The organism is Sanyastnella coralliicola (assembly GCF_030845195.1).
Classification (GTDB): domain Bacteria; phylum Bacteroidota; class Bacteroidia; order Flavobacteriales_D; family Sanyastnellaceae; genus Sanyastnella; species Sanyastnella coralliicola.
In genome coordinates, this window is sequence record NZ_CP132543.1 from 1,399,074 (window position 1) to 1,416,045 (window position 16,972).

Genomic DNA, 16,972 nt, shown 5'->3' on the forward strand with positions numbered 1-16,972 from the left:
GTGCATAGATCATTCAAATGCACCGCGAAGTTACAAAAGACCAGCCGGTAAAACAGTCACCCATTCACCTTGAGTTCGTGCATTGATGGTGCCATCATACATTACCTCAACCTGAGTAGAAGGAGCGAAGAACTCTCCAACATAAGCTGCGTTCAATCGCACATAGAATACCGAAGGATCTCGTCTGTATAGATTGAAGTATGTAAGTACGCGATCATCTCGTATGTCTTTGTGCTCTGCCCACGTGCTTTGATAATTGTTAGCACCCGCAGTAAGCATGCGGTCATTCAAGATCTCCCAACCAGAAGGGAAGATTTGCGTGAGCGCTACATCCCTTAGGTTCCGACGGTAGCTCTGGTGATTGATCTGCACTTTCGCAATGAAGTCAGTGCCTTGTTCAATCTGGCTGATATCAAGCGGTGTCCCATCTGGTTTCAAGTAAACTACCGTCAAATCAAGGCCATTATTCTCAGCTGGTTGCTGGTCTTCTACGGGTTGACCTGAGCTAACTAATCTCAAGTAGAGTGTGCGTTCTCCTTTATTCTCAATTTCTAAGCGGTTATTGTGAATCTGTTTCACGCTAAGATCATGGAATACTGTGGTCTTCTGTGGATTTTGTAAGGCACTAGACTTTCCATTGAAGACATATTCATACTTCAATGAAGTGTTGCTTTCTTCTTTGAGGAAGCGCCCAATAGCGTTTAGTGCAAACGCCGTCTCCTGTGTGCTGTACCATGTGCCAGAGCTTAGGTTGTCTGCAAGTTGTTCAACGAGAGGTCCGGCTTTAGCTCGTTCTCCAGAAATGATCATCACCTCGGCAATCAATGCCATGTCGCGCATGCGACTTCCGTAGTGTGGCGAGAGGAATTCATAGGCTTCTGGATCAGGTAGGAGACCATTCGTAATCTCTTCAGCTACCTTTTCTTGTCCTACGAGTACATAAGCCGCTGCCAGTTGCCATTTTGCCGCTGCGTTCATTCTATCGTTCTCACGCAATCTGTTCATCGCAGACATGTTTGGCTCTCCAGCGAGGGCTAGGGTGAACAAGCGGTATGCTTGTGGTAATTCGTAACCCTGGTAGTTGTTGTTTCCGCGCTTGTAAGGACGCCAGTTACGGGCGATGTCGTTTTGATACTTCACCCAGCGTTCAATCATTCCGTCAGGAACATTGAAGCCTTTGTCTTTTGCTTCGATCAAGAAGTGACCAACATAGGTTGTTGCCCAGTCATTGATATTCGTTTGACTTGGCCAGTAGCTAAATCCACCGTTCTCTTTCTGGAATCGCTTCAAGCGATCGATACCCGCAATCACGTTGTCTTTTGCTCGCTGTTTTTGCTCTGTGGTGAGCTCTACGGCATCTCCAATGTACAATTGAGGGAAGGCGCGAGAAGTGGTCTGTTCTGCGCAACCATGAGGGTAGCCGAGAAGGTAGTCGAGTCTTCGACCAAGATCAACCGGACGGAATCCAGAAACCTCTAGACGAAGGTCATTGGTACCTTCCATTCCGATCAAGTCGAATTCTTGAGACCAGCTTTGACCCGCCTCCGCGACACCAACGAAGCGATTGGACAACGGAGGATTCGGATTTCGGACATTTAATTCGATGGTATGCCGTGCCGTTTCTCCACCGCCAGTGGCAATGATTTCCGCGCTAGCGACACCTTCTAGATCACGCACCTTAAGACGGAAATTGACAATCTGATCGCCAATCTTACTGAATTCAAGCTCTTCTTCGTCATCTCCAAGATGCTCCAACATTCCGTTCAACTTCACTTTTACCTTGACGTCTTTGACGTTCTCGTCCATAGCAAACACCGTCACCGGAAGCTCAACAACTTCTGAAGGTCCCAATACTCGAGGTAGCGTACCCAACACCATCAATGGCTTGCGCACTGGAACTTCCTTTTCAGCATGACCAAACGCGCTGCCTTTTCGAGCAACAACCATCACACGGACAGCCCCGATATAGTTTGGCATCAGCAGTTCATGCTCTGCGGTTTCTCCAGCCTTCAATTCGAACGGACCGAGATATGAAACCACAGGTTTGAATCTATTTACCTTGTTTGGTCCAGTCTCTGCATTCTCTTCATCACCACCAATTCCGAGAAGGGGAGCCATTTCTCCGGCATGTGCTCCAATTACTTGGTCAAACAAATCCCAAGTGGTAACACCAAGAGCCTCTTGTGCATACATTTTACTGTGCGGATTCGGCGTTTTGTAGCGGGTTAGACCCAATAAACCTTCATCCACTACTGCGAGCGTGTATGACATTCCGGTACCTGAAGATTCAGATACCTTCACTGTGTACGCTTCTTCTGGAACCAATTCATCAGGCATCTCAATCTTAGGACTGATGTGCGTAGTTGGATCAGTTACCTTCACGCGAGCCACACCATAGATTCGGATGGGCTTGTCATTCGCTGTCTGAGCATGCGGTTGAATGAGATTGATTGAAACAAACACGTTTGGTGCGAAGCCTTTCTCAGCTTTGAATGTATAGGTGTTGGACCCGTTTTTAGTGTCCATCCAATCAGAACCAATGATTCCTGATCCGTCTTCAATGGTGATCAATGCACGCGCACCATCAGCACCAGGGAAGCTAATGGACACTTGGTCTCCAACTTCGTATTCTTCTTTGTCTGGAGTAACAATCAACATGGTTTCTCCTTCGGGGTTTTCACGTTGAGCTCTTCCAGCCCAACCTGGCCAATCGATGTAAGTGATTTGTCCTGTCGCGTGGCCACTTTCAGGATCTTCAACGCGCACTAAGTATCGTCCCCAAGAAGGGTAGTCAACGCGGAACTTGAAATCTCCTTCACCTTTAGTATCTGTGCTGATTTCTCCACGAGTTACTACGGCAGCGCTATTTCTACCGATGTAGTCAGAGAGGTTTTCATAGTGGGTATTCCACCACCATTTCCATGAGATCTTGTAGACCGTGTAGTAGAGTTTCTTCCTAGCTACGCCTTTACCGTCATTGTCAACGGTGCGAACTTGTACAGTGTGCGTCGTGTCTGTTAGAAGCATGTTTCTTGCGCGATCTCCTTTCGGTAATCTGATGCCGACATAGCTGTCGAAAGGAGAGAGCGGGATGCTGTGCGCGTCGATGCTGAAGTCACCTCCGGCTTCATAAGCGCGGGTGTTAAACACAGCGTTAAGATGTCCTGGAGCTTCTGATAAATCACTGATGTTGATATTGACTGAAGCAGTTCCATCTTCACCTACTTTCTTGTCAAAGACAGTGTTGGCAGGGGAATCCATTCGCCGCACAGGATCATCGAATTCAAAGTCTGGTAGGCGCCCGAAAGAAGTGTTAATCGGGTAGAGCGTCATTTCGATTTGAGTTCGCAAGTTTCTACCAGGAGCTCCGTGTAGCCAATTGACAGAGAGATCTCCAACGATGGCACGGTCACTGGCCTCAATCATATCCTTTCCAAAGTCGAGCCCGATCTTCAAACGGTTTGGTTTGATCGTTTCCACTTTAAGACGCTTCGAGAAAGTAGCGTTACCTACTTTGATGCGAACTTGCCAATTCCCAGTCACCGCTTCAGGGTCTGTTGGAATCGCCCATGAAACGTGGTTTGATGCAGTGAGCAGTCGGTTCTCCTTATGAACATTTCTGTTCCGAGCATCCATCAATTCCAACTTGACAGGGTGATCCACCGGGATGCGATTCTCAGGGTCTTCGAGCATGAAACCAAGGAATAGGGTATCACCTGGTCGCCACACACCACGTTCGCCATAAATGAATCCTTTCAACCCATTTTGTGTGGCAGAACCACTCACGTCAAATGTAGAAAGCGAAAGTCCGAGCCCATTGGCTAGTTTCAAGTAGCTCTTTTGCTTGTTATGACTCGCTACACAGAGGAAAGGAACCTTGTCGTCAGCTTCGAACTGCGTGAATCCATCGGCGTCAGAAACGGCTCTGTCAATCTCTTGTCCTTGATAGTTCAAGAGTCGGACACTTGCGCCGCTTAATGGGTCTCCAGAGGCAATATCTGTGGTGAAAATCATCCATTTATTGTCTTTTCCTCGTTTCGCTGTCAAGCCGATATCTGTAGTCAAGAAATTACGACCTGTATGTCGGTATTGACGGTAGTAAGTACCATGACAAGGATTGTCACGCTGCTTGTAATCATAGTCCCAGTAGTAGTTATTCCAAGCTGAGTACCAGTAAGTATCGAAGTAATCCCAGTATGATGACTCTTCCTCACCGAAGGAGTCCCAATCTTCCTCAAAGGCCTCAATGTCTTCTTCTGATTCGCTCAATCCATCTTCACAAGGGTAAACTGAATGCGCCATGCGGAATCCGATTTCTACTCTGTAGATGGCAGCAGGTTCTACCTTAACTAGCTCATCGAGGTCGAGGTAGTAACGATTCCATTGATTCAGGTCGTTGCCATGGCCAGAGATATCAACCGTCTTTTTGCGAACCACGCGTCCAACTCGCTTCAGCTGATCTTCGCCTGAATAATGGCTTGTTTGAAGGAACTGAGGAATGTTGTCTTCATAAATGCGAATTGCACGCACATCAACAGCAGAAAGGGAAACTGCTTCGAAGGCAATCTTATTTTCATTCGCTGTAGGTAAAATGGTCTTATTCTGATCCGGCATGCGTACGGCTGGTTTCAAGCTTTCGAATTGAACCATGACCTCGAGGCTCTCTTTCAAACGGTAACCAGCGTAGTTCTTGATTCCGCTTTGAATCTCCAGTTTGGCCTCTCCGGTCTTACGCGTATCAGGGTACACACGAACAACGTTGCCATCCACTTCCACGCGCACGTCGTCGTCATCCCCAAGAATGAAAAGACCTCTTGTTGATTGCTGGTCATCAATTGGGTCAGAAAAGATGACGTTAACATATTGTTCTGGCTTCTGAACAACAGTTGTTTGGATGACTTTAAAATCAGCTAATCCAGGGATTTCTTGTGTGGTTGATCCTTCGCCTTTACCGCCAATGGTTGCGGCGTCCCAATTCAAAAAAAGCTCTCCACTTTCTTGCGCTCGTTCGACGCTATCGACAGTGAAGTAATGGGTGCGACCACTTTCATGCTGCCACGCTAAATTTCTTGTTTGTCCTGATTGCAGTGCACTGAGCAGTTCTTCTGCTTCGTCGCTTTGAACATCATCTGCAGTGTAGAGCACACCACTGACATATTGCCATTTTGTATCGTCCACATCATACGGTGCTACCTCCGTTACTTGCACCGTTACACCTTGATCAAATGTCCTCCAACCAAATTGAAAATCATCCAGATTCGTTTCACCGATGATCTCTTTGAGGTCTAGTTTAACCTTGTATGCGGTTCCAGAATCCATCCATTCATTTGGAGTGAACTCGAGAACATTTCCATCCGTCCATTTAAGATCTCCGTCAATGGAAGGTTCGATGTCAATCCATGATAGATCAACACCGGATGTTGCTCCAGGAAGTAACTGTTCTGCATTGAAAACAACACGGACACTGGCTGTTCTTGAAATATGTCCTGCGGTATACGCACGAATAAAGGCACTGTATGCTTCATCCGCTGGTGGAATGTCAGGAGTAGTCTTGCAGCCAAAGAGGAACAAGATGAGCGCTAGGGGAAGGAGGAGTTGCTTCATGACGGATAGTTTGATCAAAACGAATGTAATTCATTCGCTAGCGCGGAATTGGGAAGTTGAGAATTCGTTAATAGATTCCTATTAAACGAAAAGAGCCGGCATAGGCCGGCTCTTCCTTGAACATCAGTTCAATATTTAATCACAAGCAATTCCAAATACTGCAAGGAAGCTCAATTGGTCAGTAGCGTTTACCGCTCCATCACCGTTCATGTCGGCTCCACACCCATCTGAACATCCGTAATCTCCTAGAAGCATTAGGAGGTCTGCAACGTTTCGTTGACCGTCATTGTTGAAGTCACCCATACAAGGTGGAACCTCTTCGTCAGGATCAACGGTTCCGTTACAGTCATTGTCAATTCCTTCTTCAGTTGAAGGCGCTCCTGGATACATGTCACCGTCATTGTCGTTACAGTCTGTGTTATCTGCAACGTAGCCTGCTGGTTGACTACAAGCATCCATCGTTTCGTTTTCATCTCCGTATCCGTCGTTGTCTGTATCTGCATACCAAGTCGATGGAGCAATACAAGAACCATCATCACATTGCGCTGCTGGGTCGTAGTTACATGCCGAAGCATCAGTACAACCATCAGGTAGGATACAAGACCCATCATCACATTGCGCTGCTGGATCGTAGTTACATGCCGAAGCATCGGTACAACCATCAGGTAGGATACACGATCCGTCATCACATTGTGCCGCAGGATCGTAGTTGCAAGCGGAAGCGTCAGTACATCCGTCAGGGAGAATACACGATCCATCATCACATTGCGCGGCTGGGTCGTAGTTACATGCGGAAGCATCAGTACAACCATCAGGCAGGATACATGAACCGTCATCACATTGCGCAGCAGGATTGTAGTTACATGCCGAGGCGTCAGTACAACCGTCAGGAAGGATACACGTACCGTCGTCACAATCTGCGGCAGGGTCGTAGTTACAAGCTGCTGCATTCGTACATCCAGCGGTGTCTGTTCCACCACAGTTACCACATTCATCCAGTTGGAGACATGATCCATCATCCATTGTTGCTGTTGGATCGTAGTTACAAGCTGTTGGGTCTGTACATCCCGGAACATCGACTGGATCGCCAACACATAGGCCATCGAAGACAACGGTAACGTCATAGGTCATGTCGTTTCCAGTAGTCCATCCGTTCATGATGCTGAATGTCCAAGTTCCATTTCCAGTCAATGCTGAAGCAGATAGGTCAATGGAAGCAGTGTACAAGCCATCTGCTGTTCCTTGCCAATCTCCTGGCCAAACTCCAAAGTTTCCTAATGAGTTGGCACAACCGAAGTCGGTATTGTAACCACCCCACATGTAGCAATCACCATTTGGATCTACGAGCTGCATCGCCACATCTGCAGGCCAGCTGCCCCCACCACCAACATTGGTGAAGTTCATTGTGATGGTCGCTAGGAACGGTGAGCCTGAGCCGTCAAAATTAACGTCTGCTGTTGCCGTACCTCCGAGTGTCGCATTGATACTCACTGTGGATTCACAGTCACAATCGAAACCAACAGGAGGGTAGGCACATGAACCGTCGTCGCATACGGCCGTGTCTAGGTAGTTACAAGCCGTAGGGTCTGTACAACCATCAGGAACAATACATGATCCGTCATCACAAGTTGCGTTCGAATCATAGTTGCAAGCCACAGGGTTTGTACAACCATCCGGAAGGATACACGATCCATCGTCACAACCAGCAGAGGCATCGTAATTACATGCTGTTGCATTGGTACATCCTGGGAAAGTACAGCTACCATCATCTGCATCAGCAGTGGAATCGTAGTTACATGCCGCTGGATCTGTACATCCAGGGTTTGTTGCTCCTAGACAGAATAAGTGATCAGCCTGGGTACCAAAGTTGGCGACATCCATTGTGACCAGGGCTGTTCCCCCTTCATCTGTGATGACATAATTTCCATCGCTACCACATCCGAAAGTGGTCCCGGCAAGGCCGTCACCGTAGCTATCGAACATAGAGAAAGTAAAACACCCGTCAGGTAGGCAGAGCGTAATATTATAGGTCGTTAGGTTACCGTATCCGGCACCAGAGAATACTTCGTTTCCATCGGAATCGTAGACAGCCCAAGATGATTCATTTCCCCAACAATCTGTCGTAAGTGTGAGTGTGACGTCATTGATTCCTCCACTCACGTAGTAAGAGCTCGATTGAGAATCATTGAGCGCAGATTCATCGGCGCCGCCATTATTCACGTCGGTAATATTGACTTCGAATGTAAAGGCACCGGTTCCCTCGTCAAATGCAGGCAGAGTAATCGTCTCGATTTCACCGGTAGCAAGGTTTCCTGTCCAGTTATAAGTGTTGACAGTTCCTCCTTGTATACCGTATTCAATAGTCAGAGCCGTCAAGTTATCCTGACCGAAACATCCAATCACAATCTCAGGAGTCACTGATGTCTCACATACCGTTTCTTCTGGAGAATTGATCTGAACAATTCCAGCGTCTAGCTGAGGTAAAGTGAACAACGGAGCATTCCAAATACCACGACCGTATGTAGACGCGACTATGGTATTCGATGCATAATGAATCTCAAGCTCGGTAACCACAACGTTTGGAAGACCGTCTTTATATGGCTGCCAGCTAGCGAAGGTGTCGTCACGGTAGTACACACCCGCATCCGTACCAACGTACACAGCATCATTCGTTCCTTCATGGTAAGCGATACAGTTCGCAGGAATGTTTGGAAGACCATCAGAGATGTTAGTCCAAGTAGATCCAGCGTTATCACTGAAGTAAACTTTAGATCCATTGGTGTAACCTGAAAGCGTCACCCAAACGCGCGTCTCATCTGCAGGATCAATTGCGATGTAAGTAATGAACTGGTTTGGAAGGCCAGAAAGTGCGCTGAAGTTTGTTCCGTCGGTACTTAAATACAGAGAAGCACTCTTTGAAGCATAGATGTAGTTTGTGTTTGATTTCGCAACAGCCAATGCATCTATGTTTCCTGAGCCGAAACTACCAAGTCCCGTGAAGCTATTACCACCATCTGTAGAACGGTAAACGGTAGACTTACCGATGTACATGGTATTCGGATCAATTGGATCAAGAATGTAAGGGGTAAGCCAGTCACCACCTTCGTTTACTCCAGTTCCGTTGCTTGCAACAATTTGGTTGAAGCTACCTCCACCATTCGTAGACTTGAAGATGGCACCATAGTAGAGCGCACCGTACATGATATCTTGATTGGTATAGTCAATTGCGGATTCAAATCCGTCACCGCCAATCACACGAGACCAGTTGTTTCCGTCTTTGAGGTTGGTTCCGTTGTCTTGCCATCCTGAAATCACTCGGTTTTGGTTGGTCTGCGCCGTTCCTAGGCGGTAGATCTGAGCGATTTCTAGATTGCTTGATAAATCAGTGAATGAGCTTCCACCATTTGTTGTTCGGAATACACCACCATCACACCCTACGAGCAGGGTAGAAGTACCAGGGATAAAGTTGAACCCGTGGTTGTCTGCGTGAACATAAGGAAGTCCAGCAGCGCCGTACCAGTGACCAGTACAGCTCCAGTTTGTACCTCCATCTGTTGTTTTCCACACATTGACACCACCTACATAAACCGTGTTTGCATCGTTTGGATCTGCAGCTACTGCGAGATCGTACCAAGCTTGACCTCCAGTATCCGTTCCGTTCTCAGACCATCCAAGAAGGTTCGGGCTTGACGCCATTTGCGTGAAGTTCAATCCGCTGTCTAATGAACGGTAGAACCCATAGAAACCTTGATTCGCAGAACTACCTGCAAGGATGTATACGACATCTTGGTTTGCTTCTGAAACAGTAATCGCAAGACGACTAACCCCTGAAGAAGGAACTCCTGCAGTGATTTGAGTCCAGCTCGTTCCAGTGTCTGTTGAACGCCAGAACTGTGTGTTGTTTCCAGTAGCATACATCACGTTTGGGGTGTTCGGCTTCCATTCAATGTCTTTGAAGTTCCCGCTTTGCACTTGGGTCCATGATGAACCACCATCCGTCGTTTTGTAGATACCATTAGAAGTAGCAGCTAACAGGGTCAAATTATCCGTTGGATGCATGATCAAACGGTTGATGCGACGTGTTTGTGTCACATCCCAGTTCAAGCCTGTAGAGCTCCATGTAGCACCGTCATCTGTAGATTTAAGAACACCGAGAGAGTAAGTGTCTCCGGCATCTCCATCACCCGTTGCGATGTAAATGACATTGCTGTTCGAATGATCGATCGCAACATCAGTCACACCGATGGATGCTAACAAATCTGTATTCAACAAAGACCACGAGCCACCGGCATTGGTTGAGCGCCATAATCCGCCTCCAGGTGCACAAGCGTAGTACACGGAAGAGTTATTTGGATCAGTACGAACCATGTTGATTCGCCCGGCACCACCCCCAGAAGTTGGGATGTCAGTATTACCGAAGTAAGACCAGACACCGTTCATTCGCGCAGCTTCAGAAGGAGCATTTCTCATTTCATCCTGAACTGCATTCCAAGAGGCCATAGAAGAGAAGCGTTCCCCGCTAGGGTAAACACGAGGCTCCATAAACCACTCCCAGCGTTTGAACTGTTTAAACCCTTTTCCTTTTTCAACTTCTCGATCTGACCAATCTGCGTCGAAAGCATCTTGCACTTCGTAGAAGTTGATTTCAGGGTCAAGCATCATGTCACTCCAGTGCTCTCCTGCTTCTTGTCCGTATGACAAGCCCCAGGTAAAGAGCAATGCCACTAGCCATAAAAGTCTTTTCATATGTCGTAGGTAAGGTGTTGTCAATAGTTGTTAGTCACACGCAGTGCCGAACACAGCAAAGAAGCTGAGTCCATCAGCTTGTGTAACCACTCCATCTCCGTTCATATCAGCCATACAGTTCACTGAACAGCCGTAATCACCGAGGAGGATGAGTAGGTCAGAAACGTTGATTTGTCCATCGTTGTTGAAGTCACCAGCACATGGTGGAACCTCTTCGTCAGGATCAACTGTTCCATTACAATCATTATCAATGCCTTCTTGCGTAGAAGGACCTCCAGGGTACATATCCCCGTTATTGTCGTTACAATCTGTATTGTCAGCAACATAGCCAACAGGTTGAGCACAAGCCATCACCATGTCAGCGTCATCACCGAATCCATCGTTGTCTGTATCTGCGTACCAAGCTGTTGGCGCAATACATGAGCCATCATCACATGTTGCCGCAGGATCGTAGTTACATGCTGAGGCGTCTGTACATCCATCAGGAAGGATACATGAGCCATCATCACATGTTGCCGCAGGATCATAGTTACATGCGGAAGCATCGGTACATCCATCAGGTAGTACACAAGACCCGTCATCGCATACGGCTGCAGGATCGTAGTTACACGCTGAGGCATCAGTACATCCATCCGGAAGGATACACGAACCATCGTCACATGTGGCAGCAGGGTCGTAGTTACACGCCGCAGCATTTGTACAGCCGTCAGGAAGGATACAAGAACCGTCGTCACATTGAGCTGCTGGATCGTAGTTACAAGCCGAAGCATCAGTACATCCATCAGGAAGTTGACATGAGCCATCATCACAAACGGCCGCTGGATCATAGTTACACGCCGCAGCATTCGTACATCCGTCAGGTAGGATACAAGATCCATCGTCACACGTTGCAGAAGGATCATAGTTACACGCTGAAGCATCCGTACATCCATCAGGAAGTTCACATGAACCGTCGTCAATCGTTGCTACAGCGCTGAAGTTACAAGCGGCAGGATCAGTACATCCAAAACATGTAAAGTCACAAGAACCGTCATGAACTGTTGCCGTTGCATCGTAGTTACATGCTGTCGGATCAGTACATCCAGGAGTTCCAACAGGAACGCAGAAATTCTCTACCACTTGGCTACCGTAGTTAGCTACAGCCATTGATACGAGTACATTTCCAAATTCGTCAGTCACGTCATAGATTCCGTCAATCGCACATCCAGAAGCAATTCCAGAAAGTCCGTCACCGAAGCTGTCATTGATAGTCAAGTCGTAACAGTCTGCAGCAAGACAGAAGTCATAAGTGTATGTCGTTTGGTCAGCGAGGGTATTTCCTGCTACCGTTTGAATGACTGTTCCATCATCAGCAGCTAGAGTCCAGCTAACTTCTTCACCCCAACAGTCTGTGAGTAGAGTGAACGTTGCATTGGTTGCTCCAGAAACCGTATTGAAGTTGCTTGAACCAGCGTTATTCGTAGGGTTGTCATCCGTTCCTCCGTTTGGATTCTGAACATCCGCGTTGAAGACGTGAGCGCCTCCAGGAATGGTCATCGTTGGCAAAGTGATCGTTGTTGATTCACCTGTTGCCAAAGAACCCGTCCAGTTGAAAGTAGTTGGTGAACCACCGTCTACATCGTATACAAGGTCGAAGCTTGTCAAGTCGAAGTTTCCGAAGTTGGAAACAACTACCTCTGGAGTGATTTGATCACCACAGTAATCTCCACCTGGTTCGTTGATAGATAGGATACCAGCATCTAGATCATTCGCACCTACTGCAGGTCCGATCGTGAAGTTCTGGTTTGAAATATCGAAGAAGATGTTGTTCGATGCCTTCACCTTGATTCGTGCTGTAGAAGATTCGCCAGCAGGAATCAATACCAATTCAGATCCATCATTCGCAGTGTTAGCTAGAAGGAGCGTTGGGTAGGTAAGACCACCGTCCAAAGAAAGGTAGATGTCAACGTTTGAACAGTTGATAGGTGCAAGGTCAGTATTCGCTACATCCCATGTTACGGTTTGGAAAGTGTTTCCAGGGTAAACTACCGCCGTATTTGGCGCTGTTACTACGAACGGACCACCAACATCAGAAACATCAAAGGTTACCTGATCGTCATTTACACCACCAGCACCTGCAACGTTGTCACGCACGGTACAACGGAAGGTCAATGAACGTGTGTAGTTCGGAAGGAACTCTCCGATCACCGTAGTGTTGTTCACCAAATCAGTAATACGAGGGAATACACGTGTAGGATCTGTAACAGATGGCCATGAACGGAAGATTGGCTGGTTTCCAGAAGGGTTAGTAAGGTTGTTGTCACCACCAGCGGTTGCTGGACCAAGATCATATTCTTCCCAGTTGTAGGTAATCTCGTCGCCATCGGCATCAGAACCAACCGCTGTCAACTCAAATGGAGTCGAAATAGGAATAGTCCATCCTCCAGGGCCCGCGTCAACAGTAGGAGGGGTGTTGCCTGTATTGGTTGTTACTGGACATGTTCCACCATTTCCGTTTACAACGAAGTTCCACATCTCATTAATACTGTGATTGTGGAAGTGATCATCACTATTGCTTTGAAGGTTCGGAGGACAAATACCTGCGTAACCCATAATAGTGCTTGCTGAACCTGGTTCGAAGGCTGCTGAACCAGCGCGGTTACAACTGTTGTTCTGTGTGTGGTTACCACCGAATTGGTGTCCCATCTCGTGACAAACGTAATCGATATCGAACGGGTCACCTACTGGTGTCCCTTGTCCTGTCACACCACGTGCCTTGCTTCCTCCACAAGGAGACTGAAGTTGAGCGATACCTCCACCACCAGTTGAGTAAACGTGACCAATGTCGTAGTTCGCACTTCCGATGTTAGCATCACACGTTGTCTGGTTTTGGTTCAGCATGGCTCCACCATTTCCGTTATCGTAGGGATCCGTAGCTCCATTCAAGAAGATGACTTGATCGTTGTTCGCCACGATGATCATACGAATCGCTGCATCACGTTCGTATACCCCATTCACACGTGTCATTGAGGTATTCATGGCTGCAAGTGCATCTGCGGTTGTTCCTCCATGGAACTGAGCATATTCACCTGTACATGCCAAAGCCAGGCGGTAAGTGCGAAGCTGCGCCCCAAAAGGAGTGCGGGCTCCAGCGCCCATACCCATCGTACGAACGTCTTTCTGCTGTCGCTTCTTAATCGGACGATCAGATTCAATCGCCTCATCATATTCATTCGTGTCAATGTCATCTGGCATTACCGGAGGAAGTTCGTTGAAGACCTTCGTTGTTGTTGCGTAGAAAGATGACTTCGTGTACGACATGTAGTATTCGTCTGTGTTCAGACTTATTGGGTCGATGTACACGGTTTCTCCAGCACGTAAAATCATCGCGTGGAAGCCCTTTTGAGTAAGGTCAAAACGGATCGTCGCTGTCTTATCGTCGATTCCTTGTCCAAGGTATGAACGGATAAAAGGATAGCGTGATTGAAGCTCCGGAGCCATTACCGAACTCTCTACAAAGCGGAAGCTCTGCGTTGTTCCGTCAGGCATTGGGATCGAGATGATCGTACCTGAATTTCGAACTGAAACCTCAGCTTCATCAGGTGCCTGATCAAGGATAGATTCCAGAAGTGAACGTTCGATTTGAATGCCTCGGTATTCTTCCGGGTTAATGGTTTGGTCATTTCTGATCGGCAGCTGTGCGTCAGACCAGTATGATTGAGCTGAAAGGCTAATGCAAAAAATGCAGAATACAGCCGTAGCTACAAAAGTGTAGACGTTCCTCATAGTACTCTATTAGTCAAGGTTGGGCGCCACTCAACTGGCGCCCCTGATTGGTTACTTAATTACAAGGCGTTCCGAAGAACGATAGGAATGTTAGGAAGTCGGAAGAGCTGGTGTTTCCATCTCCATCGAGATCTCCAGTACATCCTCCAACGCAGCCGTAATCAGCAAGCATCATGAGGAGGTCTGCGATGTCTCGGTTTCCATCTCCGTTCATATCCCCTGGACAAGCTGACAGTTCATCACCGTCAATGTTCCCGTCACAGTTATTATCGATGTCTTCACCGGTACCAGGTGCACCAGGGTAGACATTTCCGTTCATATCATCACAGTCGGTATTGACTGCGCTGTATCCAGCTTCTGGTCCGCAGAGAAGCACTGCTGCGCCAGCTCCAAATCCATCACTATCACCGTCAACATAGAAGGTCATTGATGGGAAGGTACAGCTGCCATCATCACATGTAGCGGCTGGGTCGTAGTTACATGCAGAGGCATCAGTACAACCATTAGGTAGGATACATGATCCATCATCTGTAGTTGCTGCTGGATCGTAATTACATGCCGTAGCGTCTGTACAACCTGGGATTCCAGGAAGTGTCAAACAGAAATCATGTGTTGCCTGTGCCCCGAAGTTACCTCCAGCTACCATTTGGGCGTGGGTTGTACCAAACTCATCTACAAGGATGTAATCTCCAATGACCCCTTGGTATTGCAGTCCGTCGCCGAAGCTATCGTATACATTCAGCTGGTAACAACCTTCAGGCAGACAGTACGAGTATGAGTAAGTTGTTTGTGTAGCAGCGTAAGGACCATCCGAGAACAAGATTGTTCCCTGGTCATCACGAAGATCCCAAGTGGTTTCTCCTGGATAGTTATCCGTTGTAATGTCGAAATCGATTGTAATTCCAGTACCAGCAGTTGAGAAGCTACTTGAACCACTATCGTTCGTATTATTCTCGTCCGTTCCTCCATTTGGATTGACTACCGAAGCATTGAAAGTGTGTGCACCATCTGCCAGTGTTTGCTGTGGTAAAGTCACGTTCACCGTGTTTCCAGAAGCAAGGGCTCCAGACCACGCTTGTGACATCGTAGCACCACCATCTACTTGGTATTCAATCGTAAACGAAGTCAAAGTAGTTGTACCCGCGTTGCGTACCGTTACCTCAGGCGTAACGTTAGAAGTACAGTAAATTCCATCAGGCTCAACCACATTCAATAATTGTGCGTCGAGCGCTACCGAAGGTGCATTTGGATCATACCCATCAATGACCGTATTAGAACAGCCAGGGGCGAGGTAAGTACAAATGCTAGGGAATGTCAGGTCAAAACGACCGTAGTAGTCGTTCACGTTATTGGAACATGAAGCTTGTCCACCGTAAAGTTGACCGATGATACGTTGGTTTTGATCAAACAAAGGTGATCCTGAAGATCCTGGTTCTGTAGTACCGTCTTCCCAGTCGAAGATTCTCCAACATTGCGCACCGCCGAAGGTCGCTTGTCCGGCAGCATCTGTATCGAAAGAGATTTTCTTCAAGTCACCACTTGGGTGGTGAATAGCTACTTGGTTTGAAGGGAAATTTCCTGTTGCATCCCATCCAGCGTAGAATGGGTTGTAAGCCGTAGGAACAGGGTTCCCGTTGTTAATTTCTAGTAATGCATAATCCGTACCGGCACCGCTTGAAAGCAGGGTTGAACCAGATACGGTGTCAAATGCGCCAACGTTGTTTCCAGAACACGTGGTGCTTTGCCAGTTAAATCGGAATACCCATGAGGCCACACTACCACCTAAACAGTGGTTCGCAGTCAAGAAATATGGATGTCCGTCGTTTGCTGTATTGTTCACCAAAGCCCCCGTACAGATTCCATTACCGTTGACTACGATCATGGCTACTGAGTTGATTTGGTCTTCCCATCCAGCTGAAACAGGACAGATAACATTGTTGTTACATGCTCCAGAGTCACCAATTCCACGGGCAACTACATCTAGATCACGGTAAGCGTGTGTAAGTGTTTCAATCTGAAGTTCACCTGTTCCGATTTGATTCGCCGGCTCACGGTATTCAACGATAATTTCATCGCTTGGAATAGGGTAGGTTCCGAATCCGAGGTCATCTCTGTTGTTCTCTGAGGTGAACGCACCGAGAATGTGTAGATGATCTGCAGAATAAACGAATACTTCACCACCTTCAGGAATCTTGAAAATGTCGAAGCTCAAGTTCAAAGAATGCGCTCCAGGAGATGTTAGTTTGAGAAGCCAAACGCGATCACCATTTGGCAATTCATGCCATTGACCTGAGTTATTCAGGTTTCGTCCTAAAACGAAGTTCTTTCCAAAACGGTAGGGAGCGTCTTTAAATTCATTGTTGATTTCGTCTTCAGCCAACATGGCATCAACATCAAATGGTGGCATTTCCATTACCGGGACGTGCCAATTGATTTTGTTATTCTCGAATGTAGCAGGGGAGCCTCCTTGACTTATCTGAGCGAAGCCTTGGGTGTATAGTAGCATAAGGCAAGCGCAAAGCGCGAGCTTCAGCAAAGGTTTTAACGTGGTCATTATACGTTGGTTAGCGGTTCTAATTAGTCCTATCAGTAAATTTAGGAAATAAATAGGCTCTATTTCGTACGGTTTGTCGAAGGAAAGGTTGCGCACGTCGTAACATTGGATGCCTACAGGGGTGAAAACAAGTGTTTTACTTGGTTTGTATGCATTAAGAGTAACCTTGGCCTTGGATGCCTCTTTCCGGGAAATCCACAAAAAAAATCTCGAAATCTTGAAAAATGCCCGTCAATGTTGATAAATCTGACGGTTTTGGCCTGTTCTTCGGCGTTGGTATGGGTAAATTAGAGCTTGATTTAA

Annotated in this window: 4 protein-coding genes; all 4 read right to left on the reverse strand. The window is 47.2% G+C overall.

Going from position 1 to position 16,972, the window contains the following annotated elements; translation table 11 throughout:
- Window positions 1-30 precede the first annotated feature (30 nt).
- The 4 genes from RA156_RS05910 to RA156_RS05925 all read right to left on the reverse strand — a co-directional run bounded on the left by RA156_RS05910 (window position 31) and on the right by RA156_RS05925 (window position 16,669).
- Window positions 31-5,604, reverse strand: a complete 5,574-nt coding sequence (locus RA156_RS05910) for an alpha-2-macroglobulin family protein (RefSeq protein WP_306643635.1) — start codon at window positions 5,602-5,604, stop codon at window positions 31-33.
- A gap of 135 nt (window positions 5,605-5,739) precedes the next feature.
- Window positions 5,740-10,350 (reverse strand): VPS10 domain-containing protein, encoded by a 4,611-nt coding sequence (locus RA156_RS05915; RefSeq protein WP_306643636.1) that lies wholly within the window; start codon window positions 10,348-10,350, stop codon window positions 5,740-5,742.
- Between the two features lie 30 nt (window positions 10,351-10,380).
- A complete protein-coding gene (locus RA156_RS05920) occupies window positions 10,381-14,115 on the reverse strand; it encodes a reprolysin-like metallopeptidase (RefSeq protein ID WP_306643637.1) in 3,735 nt (1,244 codons plus the stop codon).
- Between the two features lie 55 nt (window positions 14,116-14,170).
- The gene (locus RA156_RS05925) at window positions 14,171-16,669 is read right to left on the reverse strand and encodes a trypsin-like peptidase domain-containing protein (RefSeq protein WP_306643638.1); all 2,499 of its coding nucleotides are present in this window, start codon (window positions 16,667-16,669) and stop codon (window positions 14,171-14,173) included.
- Between the last annotated feature and the right edge of the window lie 303 nt (window positions 16,670-16,972).

Bases quoted from the DNA above. Each gene is read 5' to 3' on its own strand.
- RA156_RS05915 (WP_306643636.1), bottom strand. From the start codon at position 10,350: ATGAAAAGACTTTTATGGCTAGTGGCATTGCTCTTTACCTGGGGCTTG.
- RA156_RS05910 (WP_306643635.1), bottom strand. From the start codon at position 5,604: ATGAAGCAACTCCTCCTTCCCCTAGCGCTCATCTTGTTCCTCTTTGGC.
- RA156_RS05920 (WP_306643637.1), bottom strand. From the start codon at position 14,115: ATGAGGAACGTCTACACTTTTGTAGCTACGGCTGTATTCTGCATTTTT.
- RA156_RS05925 (WP_306643638.1), bottom strand. From the start codon at position 16,669: ATGACCACGTTAAAACCTTTGCTGAAGCTCGCGCTTTGCGCTTGCCTT.